Origin of the sequence: Mycoplana dimorpha, from assembly GCF_003046475.1 — a bacterium.
GTDB classification, from domain to species: Bacteria; Pseudomonadota; Alphaproteobacteria; order Rhizobiales; family Rhizobiaceae; genus Mycoplana; species Mycoplana dimorpha.
On sequence record NZ_PZZZ01000001.1, the window covers coordinates 315,439 to 336,569 of the forward strand.

At 67.2% G+C, this 21,131-nt stretch carries 15 protein-coding genes and 1 pseudogene; 3 read left to right on the forward strand and 13 right to left on the reverse strand.

What is annotated here, in order from left to right; translation table 11 throughout:
- Nucleotides 1-103 precede the first annotated feature (103 nt).
- From C7449_RS01525 to C7449_RS01565, 9 genes are all read right to left on the reverse strand, one after another.
- Nucleotides 104-1,312 carry a glycosyltransferase family protein gene (locus C7449_RS01525; protein WP_245414257.1) on the reverse strand — a complete coding sequence of 403 codons (1,209 nt, stop codon included), beginning with the start codon at nucleotides 1,310-1,312 and terminating at the stop codon, nucleotides 104-106.
- Entirely contained in the window at nucleotides 1,297-2,541 is a 1,245-nt protein-coding gene (locus C7449_RS01530) for a glycosyltransferase (protein WP_108001401.1), read from the reverse strand. Before C7449_RS01530 ends, C7449_RS01525 begins: the two co-directional genes overlap by 16 nt.
- Before the next feature lie 4 nt (nucleotides 2,542-2,545).
- On the reverse strand, nucleotides 2,546-3,754 hold the full coding sequence (locus C7449_RS01535) for a glycosyltransferase family protein (protein WP_108001009.1): 1,209 nt from the start codon (nucleotides 3,752-3,754) through the stop codon (nucleotides 2,546-2,548).
- Nucleotides 3,755-3,833: 79 nt separating this feature from the next.
- The gene (locus C7449_RS01540; RefSeq protein ID WP_108001010.1) at nucleotides 3,834-5,009 is read right to left on the reverse strand and encodes an ABC transporter permease; all 1,176 of its coding nucleotides are present in this window, start codon (nucleotides 5,007-5,009) and stop codon (nucleotides 3,834-3,836) included.
- The gene (locus C7449_RS01545) at nucleotides 5,006-6,004 is read right to left on the reverse strand and encodes an ABC transporter permease (RefSeq protein ID WP_108001011.1); all 999 of its coding nucleotides are present in this window, start codon (nucleotides 6,002-6,004) and stop codon (nucleotides 5,006-5,008) included. Before C7449_RS01545 ends, C7449_RS01540 begins: the two co-directional genes overlap by 4 nt.
- Before the next feature lie 3 nt (nucleotides 6,005-6,007).
- Nucleotides 6,008-7,912 carry an ABC transporter substrate-binding protein gene (locus C7449_RS01550; RefSeq protein WP_108001012.1) on the reverse strand — a complete coding sequence of 635 codons (1,905 nt, stop codon included), beginning with the start codon at nucleotides 7,910-7,912 and terminating at the stop codon, nucleotides 6,008-6,010.
- Nucleotides 7,909-9,798, reverse strand: coding sequence for an ABC transporter ATP-binding protein (locus tag C7449_RS01555; protein ID WP_108001013.1), 1,890 nt, complete (start codon nucleotides 9,796-9,798; stop codon nucleotides 7,909-7,911). The genes C7449_RS01550 and C7449_RS01555 overlap by 4 nt, the downstream gene beginning before the upstream one ends.
- A 149-nt stretch (nucleotides 9,799-9,947) precedes the next feature.
- Entirely contained in the window at nucleotides 9,948-10,904 is a 957-nt protein-coding gene (locus tag C7449_RS01560) for a polysaccharide lyase (RefSeq protein ID WP_108001014.1), read from the reverse strand.
- A gap of 1 nt (nucleotide 10,905) precedes the next feature.
- Nucleotides 10,906-12,270, reverse strand: coding sequence for an adenylate/guanylate cyclase domain-containing protein (locus tag C7449_RS01565; protein WP_108001015.1), 1,365 nt, complete (start codon nucleotides 12,268-12,270; stop codon nucleotides 10,906-10,908).
- A 368-nt stretch (nucleotides 12,271-12,638) separates the two neighbouring features.
- Between C7449_RS01565 and C7449_RS01570 the strand changes: the two genes are divergently transcribed.
- A complete protein-coding gene (locus C7449_RS01570) occupies nucleotides 12,639-13,124 on the forward strand; it encodes a class I SAM-dependent methyltransferase (protein ID WP_108001016.1) in 486 nt (161 codons plus the stop codon).
- Nucleotides 13,125-13,143: 19 nt separating this feature from the next.
- On the opposite strand, the gene C7449_RS01575 is transcribed toward C7449_RS01570, so the two are convergent.
- The 4 genes and pseudogenes from C7449_RS01575 to C7449_RS01590 form a co-directional block, all read right to left on the reverse strand.
- Nucleotides 13,144-14,877 (reverse strand): adenylate/guanylate cyclase domain-containing protein, encoded by a 1,734-nt coding sequence (locus C7449_RS01575; RefSeq protein ID WP_245414258.1) that lies wholly within the window; start codon nucleotides 14,875-14,877, stop codon nucleotides 13,144-13,146.
- Between the two features lie 272 nt (nucleotides 14,878-15,149).
- Nucleotides 15,150-16,172 carry an NAD-dependent epimerase/dehydratase family protein gene (locus tag C7449_RS01580; protein ID WP_108001017.1) on the reverse strand — a complete coding sequence of 341 codons (1,023 nt, stop codon included), beginning with the start codon at nucleotides 16,170-16,172 and terminating at the stop codon, nucleotides 15,150-15,152.
- 1 nt (nucleotide 16,173) lies between these two features.
- Nucleotides 16,174-17,502 carry a UDP-glucose dehydrogenase family protein gene (locus C7449_RS01585; RefSeq protein WP_108001018.1) on the reverse strand — a complete coding sequence of 443 codons (1,329 nt, stop codon included), beginning with the start codon at nucleotides 17,500-17,502 and terminating at the stop codon, nucleotides 16,174-16,176.
- 194 nt (nucleotides 17,503-17,696) lie between these two features.
- A pseudogene (locus C7449_RS01590) lies at nucleotides 17,697-18,029 on the reverse strand (MmcQ/YjbR family DNA-binding protein); the annotation flags it as partial.
- 436 nt (nucleotides 18,030-18,465) lie between these two features.
- Here C7449_RS01590 and C7449_RS21690 point away from each other — a divergent pair.
- Nucleotides 18,466-19,038, forward strand: coding sequence for a hypothetical protein (locus C7449_RS21690; RefSeq protein WP_170115758.1), 573 nt, complete (start codon nucleotides 18,466-18,468; stop codon nucleotides 19,036-19,038).
- 583 nt (nucleotides 19,039-19,621) lie between these two features.
- A complete protein-coding gene (locus C7449_RS01600; protein WP_108001404.1) occupies nucleotides 19,622-20,935 on the forward strand; it encodes a DNA-packaging protein in 1,314 nt (437 codons plus the stop codon).
- Nucleotides 20,936-21,131 lie beyond the last annotated feature (196 nt).

A 21,131-nucleotide genomic window follows, 5' to 3' on the forward strand; every position in this document is an offset into this window, starting at 1 on the left:
AACGCTCCGCAAAAGGCTGGCCCCAAGACAGTGAAGAGCGTTTCGGCTCTTATTGCAAGCTGCCTGGGCCTGACGCGGCGCTGGTCGTGGGCGAACCCGGCCACTATCGCCGCACCGCCGTTTCACTGGCCAGCGTGGCGACCGGCGTGCCGGCCAAGAGCGCGCGCAACAGCCTTGCCGTCGTGCGGGCGCCGTCGAGATCGAGCGGCGGCGGTGGCGGGCGTGGCCGGTCGAGCGTGGTGGCGATCGCCTCCGTCAGGGTTTGCGGCGTCAGCGACCGCTCGCCGACCACGGTGGCAAGCCCCATCTGGCGCAATCGCTCGGCACGGGCGGCCTGCTCGGTCTCGCCCCCGGCCGTGAACGGCACGTAGACCGCGCGGCAGCCGGCGCGCAGGACGTCGCAGACCGTGTTGTAGCCCGACTGCGAGACCGACAGCCGCGCCCCCGAAAGCAGACCGGGGAAATCCGCACGGAACCGCTCGACGACGACGTTGTCCGGGGCTGCCAGAAGAACTGCCTCGAAGGCCGGCTGCGGCAGGTTCGGCCCGGCCACCAGGCACCAGCGCAGCGTCGGCGGCAGTGCGCGTGCGGCGGCGATCGCCGCCGCGTTCAGCGCCGCTCCCACCGCGCCGCCGCCGGCGGAGACGAGGATGTCGAAGCGTTCGGCGGCGGGCGCCTGTGGCCGAGCCGCGACGAGGCCGGTGTAGAGGAGGCGATCGGCGATCTGCCCGGCGAGCGGGAAGCTGTCCTCGAGCCGCGCGAAGGACGGATCGCCATGGACGAAGATGCCGTCGAAGTGGGCGCTCGCAAGCGCGACGCTCTCCTCGTCGCGGCCGGGCTTGCGGCGCTGCTGGAGGATGTCGCGCACCGACGACAGCACGATCGGCGGCGCCGCCCGGGAGGCGATCGCCTCGAGCAGCGGCATCAGCTCGAAACGAACCTGGCGGCGGCCGAACGGGAAGGCCTCGATGATGACGACATCCGGTCGGGCCTCGCGGAAGACGGCCAGCAAGAGGTCGCGGCGACGGTCCTTGAAGGCGTCGTCGACCGGCGTGCCGGTCAGGTCGACAAGCCCCGAGAAACCGGCATCGCCGGCTGCCATCGGCGGCAGTTCGACGTGCCGGATGCGAGGGCCGGGAAAGCCTGGAACCGGCGTGCCGCCGGTGACCATCGTCACGTCGAAGGCGTCGTCGGCGAGCGCCTGCGCGATGCGGCTGGCGCGGGCGAGATGACCGATGCCGAGCAGGTGCTGGACGTAGAAGAAGACGCGGGGGGAGGGACTTGCGATTCCGGCCATCAGGCGACCTGCCATTCGTTCTCGAACAGGGCCGTCAGTTGGCGGATGCCGACATGGTGATCGAATTCGGCGCGCACGCGGCGCTCGGCCGCCTCTCCGAGGCGTGTGCGCAATGCCGGGTCGCGGATCAGCCGCTCGATCGCGCCGGCGAGCGCCTTCGGGTCCTCCGGCGGCACGACGAAGCCGTTCTCGCCGTCCTTCAGCAGTTCCGGAATCCCGGAGATGTCGGTGGAGACGCAGGCGAGCTTCTGGCTCGACGCCTCGACCAGCACGTTCGGCAGGCCGTCGCGGTCGCCGTCGGCGGTGATGCGGCAGGCGAGCGCGAATAGGTCGGAGCGCCGGTAGGCTTCGAGGCAGTCATGCTGGTCGAGCGCCCCGTGCCAGGTGATGCGGCCGGCGAGGGCGAGCCTGTCGGCCAGCGCCTTGAGTGCCTCGAGGTTGGGTCCGCCGCCGATATGGACGAAGCGCCAGCAAACCCCGGCGGGCAGCAGCGCCAGCGCCTGGAGCAGTATGTCGTAGCCCTTCTTGTCGACGGCGCGGCCGACGCTAAGAATCGTCACCGGGTCTTCCGGATCGGAGCCGTCGCGCAGCGAATGCGCGCCCGCAAACGGCCCGAACCGGTCGAGGTCGAGGCCGTGGTAGCTGAGGTGAACGTGGTTTTTGCCGTTTGCGAGGCCCCGTAGCCGGTCGAAGCCGGTCTGGTTGCAGGTGACCGTCCAGCGCGTGTCGGAGAGCTTGCCCTCCAGCTCCCAGTCCGGCGAGGTCCAGATGTCCTTGGCATGGGCCGAGCAGGTCCAGGGCGTCCCGTTCATCAGGCTCGCATAGCGGGCCACGGACGCGGGGGTGTGGATGAAGTGGGCGTGCAGCCAGTCCGCCCCTTCCGGCCATTCGGCACAGAGCACCGCCGCCTGCCCGAACCGGCGGATGCGGTTCGGCGTGAGGTCGCGGCGCAAATCCTTCAGGAAGGCGCGCCAGGCGGCGCGAAAGCCGGGGAGGCGGGAACTCCTGACGAGCCCGCGGACCACGCGCAGCGGCTCCTGGTAGAGATATTCCGGCAGGTAGTGCACGGGGGCGCGGATCTCGTCATGGACCGGGTGGCGCTTGCGATCGGTCGGGTGGCGCATGGAGATCAGCGTCAGCTCGAAGCCGGCCCGTTCCAGCCCGAGCAGTTCCTGGGCGATGAAGGTCTCGGAAAGGCGCGGATAACCCTTGAGGATGACGGCGATTTTCTTCTGCTGTGTCACGTAGTCAGCCCCGTACGAGGGAAAGGTGCCGGTCGCCATGGACGTCCAGCAGGTCGCCGACGATCCGGGAAATGCGCGGCAGCCCCTCCAGCCGCAGCGCCGACGAAGTCTGCGAGGGCGGCGCGCGGTAGGGCAGGGCCTTCAACGCCTTTGCCAGCACCAGCGGGCGGCGCGATTGCTCCGGCGACAGCATCTGCACCAGGCCGAGTTCCTCGGCCCGCCGGGCACGGATCAACTGCTCCTCGCGCGGATTGACGCGGGGCACGACGATCGCCGGCTTGTCGAAGGAGAGGATCTCGCAATAGGTGTTGTAGCCGCCCATCGCCACGACGCCGGTGGCGCCGGCGATCAGTTCCTCCATGCGGTTGTCGAATTCGATCACCTCGACATAGGGGATCTTCGCGGCCTTGCGGATCAGCTTCTGGCGCTGCTCGGCCGGCATGTAGGGGCCGAGCACGATCAGCGCCTTGTGGGTCAGTTCGCGGTCTTCCTTGTAGGCGTGGAGGACGTCGTGAATGAGCGCGGCGCCATCGCCGCCGCCGCCCGGGGTGACCAGGATATAGTCCTCGCGCGGGCGGTGGTCGGAATGAGGCTCATGCGAGACGCTGCGCTGCAGGAAGCCGACGAAATTCATGCGGGTGCGCACGGCCGGCGGCGTGTCGAGGCCGATCAGCGGATCGTAGAAATCCGGCGGCCCGTAGACCCAGATCCTGTCGTAGTATCTGGCGACCTTGCCCATGACGTCATGGCGCTTCCATTCGGCGTCGAGCAGGTGGGGCGCGTCCATGACGTCACGCAAGCCGAGGACCAGCGTCGTGCCGCGGGCCTTGAGATAGGCGAGCGTGTCCTCGACCTCGCCGCGGAGGCCCATCGGCTCCTTGTCGACGATGAAGATGTCCGGCTGGAAGCTCTCGGCCGTGTGCCGGATGATCGACTGCCGCATCTTCAGCGTCTCGTGCAGGTCGATATGCTGTTCCATCGAGGTGTATTCGCCGTTGCGCAGCTTGATGACGCTCGGGATCTTCACGAAATCGACGCGGGCGCGGTAGTCGAAGGCACCGGCGATCGGCGAGCCGGAGATGATCAGGATGTTGAGGCCGCGGAAATCCTCAACCAGCGAATGGGCGATGGTACGGCAGCGCCGCAGGTGGCCAAGGCCGAAGGTGTCATGGCTGTACATCAGGATACGGGCGTCTTCCAAACGTCGTGCCATTGGATACTCCACACAGGTCTACCGACAGAACTGAGAGGCCGTACTAGGATTCGCTATTGGTGCACCGCACACATTTTCGTTACTTGTAGGGATCGGCCGCATCGCGCAGCCCGTCGCCCAGGAAGTTGAACGCCAGAATCACCAGGATGACCGGGATCATCGGAAACAGCAGCCAGGGATAGAAGGCGATGACGCTGACGCTGCGCGCCTCGGTGAGCAGGATGCCCCAGCTGGTGATCGGCGGGCGCAGGCCGAGGCCCAGGAAGCTGAGGGCGGTTTCACCGAGGATCATGCCGGGAATGGTGATCGTTGCGCTGGCGATCAGGTGCGACATGAAGCCCGGCACCAGGTGGCGGCCGATGATCCGGCTGGTGCTCGCCCCCATCAGCTGCGCCGCCAGCACATAGTCCTCCTCGCGCAGCGCCAGCAGTTTCGAGCGCACCGCGCGCGCCAGCCCGGTCCAGTCGAGCAGCCCGAGAATGACGGTGATGCCCAGATAGACGAGGATCGGGCTCCAGCTGACGGGCATGATCGCGGCGAGCGCCAGCCACAGCGGGATGCTGGGGATCGACTGCAGCACCTCGATGACGCGCTGCACGGCGAGGTCGATGTAGCCGCCGTGATAGCCGGCGATGCCGCCGATGACGATGCCGAGCGTGAAGCTCACCGCAATGCCGATCAGGCCGATGGTCAGCGAGATGCGGGCGCCGTAGATGATGCGTGACAGCACGTCGCGACCCAGCCGGTCGGTGCCGAGCAGGAACATCTGCCCGTCCCTCGCCGGGCAGACGAGGTGGAAGTTGCTCTCCCAGATGCCCCAGAAGCGGTAGGGATCGCCCGCGCAGAAGAAGCGCAGCCGCTGAACGTCGTTGCGGTTGTCGGTGTAGATGCGGCGCAGCGTGTCCATGTCGAGCGTCATCTGGCGCCCATAGACGAACGGGCCGACGAGCTGGCCCTCGTGGAAGAGGTGCACGCGCTGCGGCGGCGAATGGATGAAATCCATGTTGCGGGTGTGCAGGTTGTATGGCGCCAGGAACTCGGCGACGACGATCGCCAGGTAGAGTGCCAGCAGGAAGATGCCGGAAACCAGCGCGATCCTGTGCTTCTTGAACTTCCACCACATCAGCCGCGTCTGCGAGGCCTGGAAGATCTTGGCCTGGCCCGCCGTCATCGCCTCCACCGAATAGGGGTCGAAGGGCGCGGTCGAGACGTAATGCTTCAGGGGTGCGCCGGATTCGGGCAGGGACACGGTCATTTGGTGCTTCCCCCCTGAAGCCGGATGCGCGGATCGAGAAGGGCGAGCGCGATATCGGAGATCAGCACGCCGATGACGGTGAGGAAGGCGAGGAACATCAGGAACGAGCCGGCCAGGTACATGTCCTGGCTCTGCAGCGCCTTGATCAGCATCGGGCCGGTCGTTTCCAGCGACAGCACGATGGCGGTGATCTCGGCGCCGGAGATGATCTGCGGCAGGATCGAGCCGATATCGGAGATGAAGAAGTTGAGCGACATGCGCAGCGGGTATTTGACCAGCGCCCGGAACGGGTTCATGCCCTTGGCGCGGGCCGTCACCACATACTGCTTCTGCAGTTCGTCGAGCAGGTTGGCGCGCAGCCGGCGGACCATGCCGGCGGTTCCCGCCGTCCCGATGATGATGACCGGGATCCACAGGTGCTCGAGGATCGACTTGGCCTTTTCCCAGCTCATCGGCTCGTTGAGGAACTTCTGGTCCATCAGGTGGCCGATCGAGGTGCCGAACCAGATGTTGGCGAAGTACATCAGGATCAGCGCCAGCATGAAATTGGGGATGGCCAGGCCGATCAGGCCCAGGAAGGTCAGGCCGTAGTCACCCCAGCTGTACTGGTGGGTGGCCGAGTAGATGCCGATCGGAAAGGCGATCAGCCAGGTGAACACGATGGTGACGAAGGAGACCAGCACCGTCAGCCACAGCCGGTCGCCGACCACCGAGGAGACCGGAAGCTGGTATTCGAACGAATAGCCGAAATCGCCCCTCAGCATGCCGCCGACCCAGTGGAAGTAGCGGATCGGCGCCGGCTTGTCGAAACCGTAGCGCTCCCGCAGCGCCGCGATCTCCTCCATGTCGGCGGCCTCGCCCATGGCCCGCAGCTCCGACACGTAGCTCTCGAAGTAGTCGCCCGGCGGCAGCTCTATGATGGTGAACACCAGGACCGAAATCAGGAAGAGCGTCGGCACCATCACGGCAATGCGCCAGAGAATGTATCGCAACATCGGTCAGCCGCTCCCGTCTAGCCAGAACGTGTCGGGCAGGTAGACGCCCATGAAGGCGGTGGGGTCGTAGCCGTACAGCCCCCTGTCCGGCACGTTCTTCATGTTCCTTGCCGTGACGACCGGCTGCAGCGTGCCGTTGACGATGCCGATCGAGAAGACCTGGTCGGTGTAGATCGACAGCATTTCGGTCCAGATCGCCTCGCGCTCGGGCGTCGATGTCGATTGCTTCCATTGCTTCATCAGCTCGACCAAGCGCCTGGCCTCCGGAAGGTCCGGAGCCTCGCCCTTCTGTTCGGCGGAAAGATAGTGCAGGCCCCAGACCGGCCACTGCAATTGGTCGTCCCCGGTTGGCGCCAGCGCGGCGGGCGACATGTCCGCGGTCGGAATGCCGTTGTCGATGCCCTGCTGCACCGAGATCATGATCTCGCCGCCGAGCGCGCGGCTGCGGAACACGTCCCGTTGCGAGGTGCGCACGTGCAGCTTCAAGCCGATCTGCTGCCAGTGGTCGGTGACCAGTTCCAGCACGTCGGTCTCCAGCGTGCTTTCGCCGGCCGATTCGACGATGAGGGCCGCTTCCCGCCCGTCCGGCAGGATGCGCATCTCTTCCTGCTTGTTCCAGGTGAGGCCGGCTTCGTCGAGCAGCCGGTTGGCCAGCTCAGGGTCGAACTGTGCCCAGGCGTGCTGATACTCGGCCTTGAACAGCGGGCTCTCCGGCAGGACCGTATCGGCGCTTTCGCGCGCCAGGCCGAAAAAGCTCGCCTTGTTGATCTCCTGGCGGTTGATCGCCACCGACAGCGCCCGTCGGAAGCGGACGTCGTGGAACAGATCGCGCCAAACCTTATCGCCGCAGTTGAGGTTCGGAAGCAGCGCGATGCGCGAAGCCTGGATGCGTTCCCACAGTCGGACCTGGACCGGATAGCGTTGCTCCGCGTCCTTCAGGAAGGTGTAGTCCTCGAAGTCGAGGCCGTAGGACTGGATGTCCGCCTCTCCGGCGCCGGCCTTGGCGGGAATGATGCCGGATGACGAGACGTTCAGCAGAACCCGGTCGATATAGGGCAGCTGCTGGCCGGTCTCGTCGACGCGGTGGAAATAGGGGTTGCGCTCGAAGATGAACTGCTCGGCCGGCGGCGCGGTCAGGTTGCGCCACGGGTCGAGCGTCGGCAGGTCGGGGTTTTCCGGGCGGTAGGTGCGCGAGCGGTTGATGTGCAGCCCGGTCCAGTCGTCGGTGCCCTCCTTCTCGACCAGCTTCTTCAGCTTCTCGGGATCGGCATATTTTGGGTGGAACTGCTTCATGTAATGCGCCGGCAGCGCCAGCGTCAGCGGCTGCGGCGATGCCAGGCGCTGCAGGAAGTCGGGGTTCGGAACATCCCAGGAATAGCGGACGGTCAGCCGGTCGACCACCTCGAAGCGCGGCGGCTTGCCATCGGAGAGCAGGTCGAGCGGCAGGCCGCGCGGGCGCATCTCCTTGTTGTTGAGCACGTCGTACCAGTAGTAGACGAAATCGTCGACGGTGAAGGGATAGCCGTCCGACCAGCGATGCCCCTCGCGCAGCCGCAACGTATAGACGCGGTTTTCGACCTGCTCGAAGCTCTCCAGGATATCCGGTTGCAGCGCGAGGTGCTCGTCGATGCCGATCAGGCGGGCGTAGCCGTTGATCGTCATCAGGCGGATGTCCTTCTGGCCGCCGATGATCATGCGCACCGACCCGCCGTACTGGCCTGGGCTTCGACCCGTCGCGGCCAGGTTGACGACGCGCGGTACCTTCGGGATGCGCTCGGCCATCGGTGGCAGCGAACCGTCGGCAAGTTTCGTCTTCAGGAATTCCGGTTCTCGCAGCGCCGCCCGGGCGACCGGGGCGGGCAGGCAGGCGGCGGCCATCAGGCCGAGAACCGTCCTTCGCGTGATCACGGGCGCAACTCCCTCACATCGGCGTTCCGGCGGGCGAGCACCAGGTGTCCGGCGCCGAGATCGATCGGCGTCAGTCCTTCGCCGGCTTCGTCGCGCCGGAACTGGGGCGCCCAGTTGCGCATGTCGCTGGCGTTCGCCGCCTGCGACGCCGAGAAATCCAGCGGCCGGTCGAGGTCGGGGAAGGGGACCGCCGCCAGCAGCGATCGGGTATAGGGGTGGACGGGCGCGCGCATCAGGATCTCCCGCGGCGCGAGCTCGACGATCCGCCCTGCGCACATCACCGCGATCCGGTCGGCCATGTAGTCGACGACGGCGAGGTTGTGCGAGATGAACAGGTAAGTGAGGCCCAAGTCCTTCTGCAGGTCCTTCAGGAGGTTGAGAATCTGCGCCTGGACCGATACGTCGAGCGAGGAGACCGGCTCGTCGCAGATCAGGAGTTCCGGCCCGAGCGCCAGCGCCCGCGCGATGCCGATCCGCTGCCGCTGGCCGCCGGAAAACGAATGCGGATAGCGGTTCAGGTAACGGCTGTTCAGCCCGATCGCCTCCATCAGCGCGACGACCGTCTCTTGGCGGGACTTCGGCGTGCCGCGGCCATGGATCTCCAGCGGCTCGGCAAGGATGTTCTGCACCGTCATGCGCGGCGACAGCGAGGAAACCGGGTCCTGGAACACCATCTGGATCTTGGCGCGCAATTTCTGCAACTCGCCGCCCTCAGCCTTGAGGACGTCGATCGGGCCTTTGCGATCGTTGAAGACGATCGAGCCGGAATCGGGTGTTACGGCACGCATCAGCATCTTGCTGACGGTGGTCTTGCCGCAGCCGCTTTCGCCGACCAGGCCGAGGCACTCGCCGCGCCGGATGTCGAAGCTGACGCTGTCGACGGCGCGCAGTGGCGCCTCGTCGGGCCGCCGGAAGAACCCGGCCTTGCGGATCTGGAAGGACTTGGTGACGTCGCGCACCGAAAGCACGATCTCCGGGCCTGTCCGGTCCCGCGAGCCGACCGTACCGAGCAGGTGCGAGGCGTTGACCGGAACCTCGCGCAGCGCCTTCAGCCGCTCGCCCGGCTTCATGTCGAAATGCGGCACCGCGGCCATCAGGCCCCTGAGATAGGGATGGGCGGGGCGGCGGAAGATGTCCTCGACCGGGCCGGCCTCCATGATCTCGCCATGGTAGATGACCACCACCTCGTCGGCGACGTTGGCGACGACGCCGAGGTCGTGGGTGATCAGCAGCATCGCCATGTTGAGCTCGTGCTGCAGGTCGCGCAGCAGCCGGAGGATCTGCGCCTGGATCGTCACGTCGAGCGCGGTCGTCGGCTCGTCGGCGATCAGCAGCGCCGGCCGGCAGATCAGCGCCAGCGCGATCATGGCGCGCTGGCGCATGCCGCCCGACAGCTCGAAGGGATACATCCTGAAGGCGCGCTCGGGCTTGGCGAAGCCGACCAGCCGCAGCATCTCGATGGTGCGTTCGTAGCGCTCGGCCCGGCTCATGTCCTCATGGATGGTGAGCACCTCGCTGACCTGGTCGCCGACCGTGTGAAGCGGCGACAGCGACGTCATCGGCTCCTGGAAGATCTTGCCGATGCGGCGGCCGCGGATGGCGCGGATGTCGGGACCGTCCTGCGACAGGGCGAGGATGTCGGTCTGGCGGCCGGTCAGCGGGTCGTTGAAGAGGATGCGGCCCGAGGCGGTGGCGATGCGCGGCAGGATGCGCATGACCGACTGGCTGATGACGGACTTGCCCGAGCCGGATTCGCCGACGAGCGCCGTCACCTTGCCGGGCAGCACGCGCAAGCTGGCCTTTTTTACCGCGTCGACCCGGCCCCCGAGCATTGCGAAGGAGATGCTGAGATCCTCGATCCGCAACAGATCTGCCCCTCGGATCATGCGCGGTACATCCCCTTGGTTACTTTTGCGTCGTAACAGCGCGAGACTTGCGTCGTATCCAGTGCGGGAAAGAGTAGCGAAGGCACCCGCGGCTGTCCATGTTATTACACGAGCCAACGTTGTAGCGGCCTGATCGGTATGGCTTTTCGTCAGCCACGTGGCGGAGGATCAGCGGCGCTTGCGGTACGCAGGGCCGCCAGCGCCGCCGGCCGAAGCACATCCTCGGCGTGCATCGAACGGCGAAAATTGTCGAAGTAGAGGCTCCACTTGCCAAGCCCGGCCGTGCGGTAGGGGCCGAACTTGAAGTACTGCCGTGCGCCGAGCCCCGGATCGTCGTGGCCGACATCTCCGCGCACCGTCGCCACCCAGCGATCGTTGGCGAACAGCTCGATGTGGCCGCTGCCGTCCGGACCGGGCCGGGTCATCACGGCAAAATCGATCCAGCCCGAGTCCGGCGCCGGCAGCCGGTGGCCCCGGCCGATGACGGTGATGCGATCGGTGCGGTCGCAGAACAGCTGGCCGTGCCGCGGTTGCCAGTGCGGGTCGGTGGCGACGAGCGCCCGCATCTGACGCACCTCGGGCCGCAGCCAGACCGGCGTGAGGCCCGGTTGTGCCGCCACGGACGAGGGCAGCGCGTCTTCGGCGCGCCACGTCGTCTCGACGGTGGCGAACAGTCGACCTGCGACCAGCCGCAAGGCCAGGAATGGGCTGAAATCGCCCTTTGCCGCCGGTCCGATCTCGCGCTTCCACTGGGCGATCAGGTGGCGGCCGTCGTCTTGCGGGATCGGATCGGCGAACAGGACGGAAAAGCCGTACCAGACGGGCTCGTCGTAAGGCACCCGCAGCGCGGTTCTCTCCCAGACCTCGGCCCGTTCGCTGCCATTGCCCCTGCCGTTCCAGAGCGGTCGCACGGTGAGCTTCAGTGCGCCGGGGCTGCCGTGGGTGATGTCGCGCTGGAACTCGACGGTGCCGGCGCTCTGCTCGAGGTTGTCGCGGTAATAGAGGCCGCCGTCCGGTGAAAAATCGTCACCATCGAAGCCGTCGACGAGAAGCGCATCATAGCGTGGGAGGGCGGCTTCGTTCCTGTCGGACGAGCCGCCGGCCATCTCAGTTCAGCCCGCGCGCGATCGTCGGAACTTTCGAGCGCCCGTCCATGTCGCGCAGAGAGCGTGCATCGCGGTAGAGCAGCATGACCTGCTCGGCCTCGGACCGGCCGTCGCGGCCGTTGCCGTCCAGTGCCTCCGCCCGGTCGACCTTGAGATTGGTCTGGCCCGGCAGCAGTACCGTCAGTTTCTGGCGCACGCCGCGCAGCTTCTCCTGGCCGAGCGTCGTCCACTCGCCGCCGCAATAGGTGGCGAAGGTCTGGCTGGCGACGATCGACTGCGAATATTTCTTCGTCAGCCCCTGCAGGCGCTGTACCTCGTTCACGGCCGAACCGAAGGCGGAGAAGGTCAGCCGGTCCTTCAGCCCGACATTGCCGAACATGACGTTGCCGACGTGCAGGCCGATGCCGTAGCGGATGTCGACAAGCCCGTCCTTGCGGCGGTTGGCGTTGAGCTCGTTCATCCGCAGCGTGGCGTGGCGGACGGCGGTCATCGCCGCCTGCGCGGCCACCTGCGAGGGCTCGCGGTGGCGCCCGCACGGGTAGACGGCGAGGAAGCCGTCGCCGATGAAGCTGACGATCTCGCCGCCGTTGCGGTTGAACGGCGTGGCGATGGCATCGAAGAACTGGTTCAGCGTGTCGATATAGGCCTGCCGGCCCTCCTTCTCGGCGAGCATCGTCGACTGGCGCATGTCGGCCATCACCAGAGCGGCGCGGATCGTCTCGCCGTCGCCGCGGCGGATCTGCCCGGAGAGCACGCGCCGGCCGGCATTGCCGCCGAGGTAGGTCATCAGCATGTTGTCGGCGAGCTTGCCGAGCACCGCCATCTTGGCGGCGACGGCCAGGCTGTTCTGCACCCTCAGGAGAGCGTCGATGACGTTGTCGCTGAAGCCGCCCGGCGCATCCGTGGCCCACGATCCGACCATGCCCTGGCCGGGCGCCTCGCCGAACGACTGCACGAAGGCCATGTAGTCGGTGGCCCCGATCTCACGCAGATCGTTGAAGATCGGAAACTCGGCCGGAGCCTTGTGATCGATACGGCGGCGCAGGTGATCGAGGCTGTTGCTGAGGAGGTAGTAATAGGGACTGAGCAGAAAACGCGACGGTTCGCTGTCCTCGCCGGAGGCGCGGAAGCCCTCCACGGTGACGCCCTTGCCGCGCATCCAGGTGAAGCCCAGCGCATCGTAGAGCGGGTGCAGCATCGAGAAGCTGAGATGCACGCGCAACAGCGGCACGCCGGCAGCGGCCAGCCGCTCGCAGAAACCGGCAACGATGTGCTCCAGGGTTTCGCCGCCGAGCGCGGCGGTTTTCAGCCAGCCGGAGACGCGATCCAGCAGGATGTTCGAAACGTCGGCTCCATGCGTATTCATCGCTTGTCCCTCGTCGACGTGAAGCCAACCCGGTTCGATTGTTCACCCCGCCCGATCAGGTGGCAGGGGGAGGACGCGGCGCAACTATATATGTGGGCAGGCACGCCAAAACCAGAAGCGGGCTGCAAGAAATCTCGCCGGCGAAACCTGGAGGAGGGGCTATCGCCTCGCCGAGCCTGCTTGACGCGGCGGGGTTTAGCCGCGAAGGTCCAGCTCCGATCGAGGGGGCGCCGCCTTTGTCTTGCTTCCCCTTGCGCCGACGGGCCGCCGCATTGGCAGAGGCACGGGAGCGATGCAGGCGAACCGGTCGCCTGGCTTGCGTGGCCGCGGACCGGCGGTCGCCCACAGCGGGGATAAAGGAGGGATCAATGAGCCGCCTTGACAGTTTCATCGGCCGCGTGACCGCACAGCGCGATATCCTCAACCACATCCGCGATGACCTCGATCTGCCGAAGGACGGGCCGGTCCTGGAGATCGGGCTCGGCAACGGCCGGACCTTCGACCACCTGCGCGAACGCTTCCCCGACCGCCGCATCATCGCCTTCGATCGGGCGTGCGGCGCGCACGCCACCTCGGTGCCGGAGGACGGAAACCTGGTGCTGGGCGAAATCCGCGAGACCGGGCGGGGCTTCGAGACCGGCACCGCGGCGCTGGTCCATGCCGACATCGGCACCGGCTATCCCGAGAAGGACGCCGTGACGTTGACCTGGCTGCCGCAGATGATTGCGGGGATGCTCGCCGCCGGTGGCATCGCGGCAAGCGGGCTGCCGCTGGACGATCCCCGGCTGGAGGTGCTTGTCGGCCCCGCCGCGGTGCCGGCCGGCCGCTACTTTCTTTATCGGAAGAGGGGGTGAGGCGGCCGCGCCACCAGCTTCAGGCCTTCTGAGGCGCGGCGATGAAGCGCTGGCTTTCGGCCTCGGACACAAGGTAGACGCGGACCGGCGCGCTGCGGCCGCGAATGGCGACTTCGCAACTCTCCAGTTCCCCGACCTGCAGGCCGGAGCGCCTGATCGTCGGCTCCGACACGACGATGGCGATGTCGCGCTCCTTGGCGGTTGTTTCCAGTCGGCTGGCGACGTTGACGGTGTCGCCGATCGCCGTCAGCCCCTTGGTGGCGCCGTAGCCCATCACGCCGACGACACTGGGGCCGGTGTGGATACCGATCGCGATCTTCAGGCGGGTGGCGAAGGTCGGCGCAAGTTCCTCGTTCAACTGGGCCATGTCGCGCACGATCGCGGCAGCGGCGGACAGCGCCTGACGGCAGGCGTCGTTGCGATTTCCCGTTGGGCCGAACAGCGCCATGGCGCCGTCGCCGATGAACTTGTCGAGCCGCCCGCCGGCCTTCTCGACGGCCTGGCCGACGACGGCGAAGTAGCGGTTGAGCAGGAACACCACGTCGTAGGGGAGGCGCGCTTCCGACAGGACGGTGAAGTTCCTGAGATCGCAGAACAGTACCACGATCTCCTCCTCGCGGCCGGGCCGCACCGGTTCGGCCGCGACCGGAAGGCCGGGATCGGTGTTCGGCGCCGTCAGCAGCGCGACGCTGAGGTTTGCGGCGGGGTGCAACTGGCAGCCGAGCCGCACGTCCGGATCGGCATGGATGCGGGCAAGTGTGGCCGCCTCGATCGGCCCCGGCGGCGGCAGCGGGCCGTCGCTCGCGAGGATGCGGACGCGGCAGGTCGAGCAGCGGCCCTTGCCTCCGCAGACGGAGTAGTGCGGGACGTTGCCATAGCGGCTGCCCTCGAGCAGGCTGAGGCCGCGCGGCATGCGGACGAGGGCGCCGCTGGAATAGCTGACGGTGACCAGCGAGGGGCGCTCGGCGAGCATCCGCAGCCGGCGCAGGACGAGAACAAGGGCGACCGCGCCGGCAAAGACCAGGTACAGCGCAAGCTTGATCCGGTTGAGGCCGGCGGCGACGATGGCCGGTTCGACCGCCGGCGCCGCCTCGCGCAGGCCTCTCGGCAGGGCGGGGTCAAGGAGCGGCGGAGCGCTCCCCGGCAGATCCGCGAGCGTGCGGCCGGCCTCGGCGAAGCCCAGCAGGCCAAGGACGGGCACGAGGATGGCGGCGGTCAGCAGGTAGGGAAAGGCGCCGCGATACCAGCTGCGATAGCGCAGCCAGAAATAAACGCCGACGCAGCCATGCGCCCAGATCACCAGAAGCGCGATCGACTGCCGGACGCCGGACAGCGGGTTGACGACCCAGAGGCTGTGCACGACGCTTCGGTAGTCGACGATGATCCCGTAGAGCGGTTGCGACAGCCGGGCGGGCACGACATGCTCGATGATGAGGAAGGGGATCAGCAGGCCGAGCCCGATCTGTACCGCCTCGCGGGCCGGCATCCGCCACGTGCGGCGCAGATAGATCGAGCGCAGCACCAGGACCAGGTGGGTGACGAGCGAGCCGTAGAGCAGGATGGTGCCGGGGGGACTGCGCCACAGGGCGGCGAAGGCGCGCAGCACCCGATCGGCGCTGTCCAGTGAAACCAGCAGAACCGCGTGGTTGATCAGGTGCATCGTCACGAAGGTCAGCATGACGAGGCCGGAGGACAGCCGCAGCTTCTGAAGGGAACGTTCGGGGGAAAGCAGCGCCACTATGGCCCTTTTCATTGTCGGTCCCGCTGGGTCCCTGACGATTGCATTTTGCGGTCGGCGGAAAGCCGACAGAAGAGTCTGCCTGCTTTCGCCCGTTTCGGCAACGGGACGATAGCGGCGGAAGCGGTCCGGAAGGAGGCGGATCGCCTTAAAGTGGGGACACGCGATCTGCCTTCCGTGATCGTTGTCGTGCACGCTGCATCGGTTGCACGGGCCAGAGCAGGGGAGGCGGCGAGGGACGAAGGTTGGTCCGTGCCGCAAGGCCGGCGGCTGCCCCCCGAGTTTGCTCAGCGGGCAGCAGTCACCCCGTAGTGATCGCGGTACCAGTCGACGAAGTCCTTGACCCCGGCCGAAAGTGGCGTGGCGGGCTTGTAGCCGGTCAACGCCAGCAGCAGATCAGGGCTTGCATAGGTGCGCGGCGCCTCGCCCTGCTGGATCGGCAGGAGCTTGCGTTTCGCCGGCTGGCCGAGCGCCTCTTCCAGCGTGGCGACGAACTCGAGCAGGCCGGCCGGACTGCCGCCGCCGATGTTGACGACGCGGTACGGCGCCTGATGCGACAGCGTGTCAAGGCCGGCCGGGCTGGCGACGCGGTTGTCCTCCGACGGCACGACCGAGGACAGCCGCAGGATGCCTTCGACGAGATCGCCGACGAAGGTGAAGTCGCGGCTCATGCGGCCCTCGCCGTAAATCTCGATTTCCCTGCCCTCAAGGATGGCCTTGGTGAACTTGAACAACGCCATGTCCGGCCGTCCCCAGGACCCATAGACCGTGAAGAAGCGGAAGGCGGTGGTCGGCAGCCGGTACAGGTGGGCATAGCTGTGCGCCATGACCTCCATGGCCTTCTTGCTGGCGGCATAGATGTTCAGCGGCTCGTCCGTATGGTCGCTTTCGCGGAAGGGGATCGCGTCATTGGCGCCGTAGACCGACGAGGTGGAAGCAAGCAGGAGATGACGGGGCGCGACCGCCCGCGCCGCATCCAGCAGGTTCCACGTGCCGACAATGTTCGATTCGACGTAGGACCTCGGCTCCTCCAGGCTGTAGCGGATGCCTGCCTGGGCGGCGAGATGGACGACCACGTCCGGTTCTGCTTCCTCCATCGCCTTGCGCAACGAAGCGTGGTCCTCGAGCATGGCGCGATGGAAACGGAAGGAAGGGAACTGGTTGAGCGCGGCGAGACGCGCCTCCTTCAGGGCGACGTCGTAATACGAGGTCATGCCGTCGAAACCGACGACCGTGTGTCCTTCCTCCAGCAGACGTCGGGCGAGGTGGAAGCCGATGAAGCCGGCGGCGCCGGTGATGAAGTATCGCATGTCAGTCTCTGTGGCCGTCCCTGTCGCCGCCCTTGCCGATGCCGACATAGTGGAAGCCGTGGCGCCTGACCTCCTGCGGCGGATAGACGTTGCGCAGGTCGACCAGGTTCGGCACCTTCATCGTGGCGTGCAGGCGGCGGAAGTCCAGGGCGCGGAACTCGTCCCATTCGGTCACCAGCACGAGCGCCTCGGCGCCGGCGGCGATCGCATAGGGATCCTCACCGAACTCGACATCCGACAGCAAGGCGCGGGCGCCCGCCATCCCCTCGGGGTCATAGGCGGCGATCTCGGCGCCATGGTCCTGCAGGGCCTGGATGATCGTCAGTGCCGGCGCGTCGCGCAGGTCGTCGGTGTTCGGCTTGAAGGTGAGGCCGAGGACGGCGATCTTCTTGTGGCGCACCGAGCCGCCGCAGGCGGCGATCACCTTGCGGGCCATCGCCCGCTTGCGGTTGTCGTTGATGGCGACGGTCGTTTCGATCAGGCGCATCGGGCTGTCGGCGTCCGAGGCGGTCTTGACGAGGGCGAGCGTGTCCTTGGGGAAGCACGAACCGCCGTAGCCGGGGCCGGCATGCAGGAACTTGTCGCCGATGCGCTTGTCGTAGCCGATGCCCCTGGCGACCTTCTGCACGTCGGCGCCGAGCCGCTCGCACAGGTCGGCGATCTCGTTGATGAAGGTGATCTTCATGGCGAGGAAGGCGTTGGCGGCGTACTTGATGAGTTCGGAGGTGCGCCGTTCGCAGAAGAACAGCGGGCCCTGATTGAGGTGGAGCGGCCGGTAGACCTCGGTCATGACGGCAATGGCGCGCGGCTCCTCGGTGCCGACGACGATGCGGTCGGGGCGCTTGAAATCGCCGATCGCCGCCCCCTCGCGCAGGAATTCCGGGTTCGAGACGACGGAGATGTCGGCGTCGGGATTGGTCTCGCGGATGATGCGCTCGACCTCGTCGCAGGTGCCGACCGGCACGGTCGACTTGGTGACGACGACGGTATAGCCGCTGGCCGCCCTGGCGATCTGGCGTGCCGCCTCGTAGACATAGGAGACGTCGGCATGGCCGTCGCCGCGCCGCGAGGGGGTGCCGACGGCGATGAACACCACGTCGGCCCAGCCGACGGCCTTTTGCAGATCGGTGGTGAAGCTCAGGCGGCCGGCGTCGCTGTTCGACTTGACCAGTTCGTGCAGGCCGGGCTCGAAGATCGGGATGTCGCCCCTGCGCAGCGCCTCGATTTTTTCGGCGACGTTGTCGACGCAGATGACGTCATGGCCGAAATCGGCGAAGCACACACCGGAAACAAGGCCGACATAGCCGGCACCGATCATCACAATCCGCATGATAAACCTGTCGTTTGGCGGTTTTCGAAGGTCTCGGTCATTGCCGGCTTTGCGGCCGTCTGCATCGAGTTCTATTCATCCGGGCAAAGAAAGAAAGGCATTTTTTAATGGGGTGGACGGTTATGGACGGGGGGCGGCGGCTGGGAGGCGGGGAGCTGCAAGGGATCGTTTGCCGGCGGGGCGGGGGGCGACCGACTGGCGGAGCGCGTGGCGGCGAGGCCGGCAGGGGCGACGTTGCGCCAGGCGATCTCGACCACGTGGCTGACGGTCGCGATATCGGCGCTGTCGAAATAAAGCGAGGTCCAGCCCTTGTGGCCCCAACCGCCGGGCACCGCCGCACAGAGGCCCGGCTCGGTCTCGACCAGCATCGCCTGCTGGTCGCGCGTCAGCTTGCACACGGCCCGGCCGGGCTCGGGAAGGGTCAGGTAAATCCGTCCGCCCACACGGAAGTCGCGCTTGCCGAAGTGGGCGTTCTCTTCGGTGCCGGGCAGGGCCAGCGCCATCTGGGCGAGATCCTCGGACGTCATGCGAAAAAGTACCATGGTTCCCGCCGGTCCGGAAGGCAGCTCCGGCACGCCGGGGCGGCCCGGGGTTATCGCTGCCTGTTCAGAATATCATATAGGAAAAAAATCCTTGACAGCGTGACGGTGGTCTGATAGGGTTCAGCTACAGTCGGAAAAGTGCGGGCGGAGAACCGCCACACGGACCGGAAGCCGCAGCGAAGCCCCGGAAAAGACGAGATCGTGACCGGGCAGACACGCGGGCGGCGAAAGCATTCGCCCCAGTGGTTGCCAGGAGGTTTTCGGCGAGCCACGCGCGGCGAACAGCGACCGGCCCAATGAGGATGACGATATTCGCCCGCCGGCTGGCTGTTTGAGATCCAGTACAGTGTTGTGACACAGAGTTGCTGCAAGGCGCCCGTCCGCTCCGGACGAGGCGCCTTGTTTTTTGCGGAGCCCTGCGATGCATATCTTCGAGGACGTCGATGTCGGGCTGTTCGGCGTGCCGGCGACGGTGCCGGCCTATGACGGGCTTGCTGGCTGGCAACGCGGCAGCGCCGGCAGCGAGACGGCGGTGCCGGTGCTGGACCTGAAGGCGGCGCCTAATGGCGATCCGCTCGATCAGATGCAGACGATGCTCGTCGAGATGACGAAGGAACTGCGCGAGCGTTTCCAGCAGTTCCAGAGCCAGCGCCGCCGGGCCGAGGAGGCCGCCGGAGCGGCGGAGGACGACGCCGGCCGCAAGCTCGCCCAGGCGGATGCCAAGGCGGCGATCGAGGCGGTGTCGCTGATCGTGCGCACCCTGGAGAAGATCGACAGCCTGCAGCGCACCATCCTCAGCGAACGGCGCATGGCGCAGGACCTTGCCGGCGAGACCGCCGATTTCGAAGCGGTGGTCGCCGAGTTCGACCGCCGCGTCGAGGCCAAGGCGCAAGCCTATCACGAGCAATGGAAGGCGGAGCATGAGGCACGAGCGGGGCCATCGGCGGCCGACCAAGGCATCGACGTCGGCGGCGGTGAGAACGGCCCGGGATGAGCAAAGGTTTGCGGAAAAGATCAGGCGAGGATTGCGGAAAGCGAGCGATCGCATGGCCAGGGAGGCGGCGCTGATCGGCGAACGCCACGCAGACGCCGTGGCGCAGATGCTTCAGCCGATGGCGACGCTCGCCTGGCAGATCGGCCGGCACGGCGCCGGCGCCGGGCAGGTGGCGACAGCCGGGGAGGAGGCGATGGCCGCGGAGAGTGCCATGGCTGGCACCGCCGAAGGTTGCCCGATGGCCGACACTGCAGAAGCGCGCCGTGCCGTTGTGGAGCAGCCCTTCGTCGATGCGAAGCCGAGGGGCAAGGGCGATGCCCCTCATCCGCCTGCCGGCATCGTAGATCCGCAACCCAGCCGAACGGGTGATGCCGCTGCGCCGAATCAGGATTGGTCCGGGGGCGGCCGCTTTGCTCGGGATTCCCGGATGGGATGTACCGGGGAGGCTGGCGGCGCAGCAGTGTGCTGCACGGAGGTTGGTACGGCAGCGCCGCCCTGCGCGGAGGCTGACGAAGCGACGGAGGGTGCCGCAGGGCCAGGCCAAGCCGCAGAAATTGCCAGCGGGGACGGCAAGGTCGGCAATATGGCCGGCATTGCCGTCGGCGCGGACGGGAACGGTTCCCGCGACGTGCGTGACGCGCCGGCGCTGGAATGCTGCGGGCGGAAGATCGGCCGCGATCCCCTGGCGCAGTCGTTGCGGCGCTGGCCGCTGGAGCGCCGCCCGGCGCAGGAGCCGCCGGACGGCGACTGGCGCGTCTGGCTGCTGATGGGCGGGCGCGGCTCGGGCAAGACCCGGGCCGGTGCCGAATGGATCCACGAGACGGCGCTGAAGGTTGCGAACCTGCGCATCGCGCTGGTGGCGGAAACGCTCGGCGACGCACGCGAGGTGATGGTCGACGGCGTCTCGGGTATCTGCCGGATCGCCCGCGACCGGCGCCCGGAATTCGAGGCCTCGCGCCGAAGGCTGGTCTGGCCGAACGGCTCGATCGCGCAGATCTTCTCCTCGGAGGATCCCGAGAGCCTGCGCGGGCCGCAGTTCCACGTTGCCTGGTGCGACGAGCTCGGCAAATGGAAGCATGCGCAGGAGAACTGGGATATGCTGCAGTTCGGCCTCAGGCTCGGCGCGCGGCCGCAGGTGCTGGTGACCACGACGCCGCGGCCGATCCCGCTGTTGCGGACGCTTGTGGCAGGGCGGACGACCGTAGTGCGGCGCATCCGCACGAGCGACAATGCCGACAATCTCGCTGCCGGTTTCCTCGATGCGATGGAGGAACGCTATGGCGGCACGCGGCTCGGCCGCCAGGAGTTCGACGGCGAACTGATCGCCGATCGCCAGGACGCGCTGTGGAACCGCGAGCGGCTCGAGGCGGTGCGCCAGCGCCTGCCGGGGCCGATGGGGCGCATCGTCGTTGCGGTCGATCCGCCGGCGACCGCCTCGGCGCAGTCGTTCTGCGGCATCGTCGTTGCGGGGCTCGACGCGGCGGGGCGGGCGGTGGTGCTGGCCGACCTGTCGGTGGCCGGCGCAAGTCCGGCCGGCTGGGCGGCGGCGGTGGTGTGTGCCTTCCGGCGCTTCGACGCCGACCGGGTCGTCGCCGAGGTCAACCAGGGCGGCGAGATGGTGGCGGCGGTGCTGAGGAGCATCGATGCCGACCTGCCGGTGACGATGGTGCGGGCGACGCGCGGCAAGTTCTTGCGCGCCGAGCCGGTGGCGGCGCTCTACGAGCAGGGCCGGGTGGTGCACGCCGGGAGTTTTTCGGAGCTGGAAGACCAGATGTGCGACTTCGGGCCGGACGGGCTGTCGTCCGGGCGCTCACCGGATCGGCTGGATGCGCTCGTCTGGGCGCTGACGGCGCTGGTGCTGGAGCGACGCGGCGAGCCGCGGGTGCGGGGTGCGTGATCAATCTGAGGATGCAATAATATTTTCGTGCATTTTTTGCGTGCATTGAAATGGCGCCTGTGCTTGAATGCGGCACGCCCGCGGACTTGGTTGCGCGTTTCCGGCGGGCCCGGTGTCAAAAGCGCACGCTTCCGAGCGGCCGCGTCGGAGGGCCCGGCCGACATCCTCGAAACTGCGGCTATGGAGGGAAGAATGA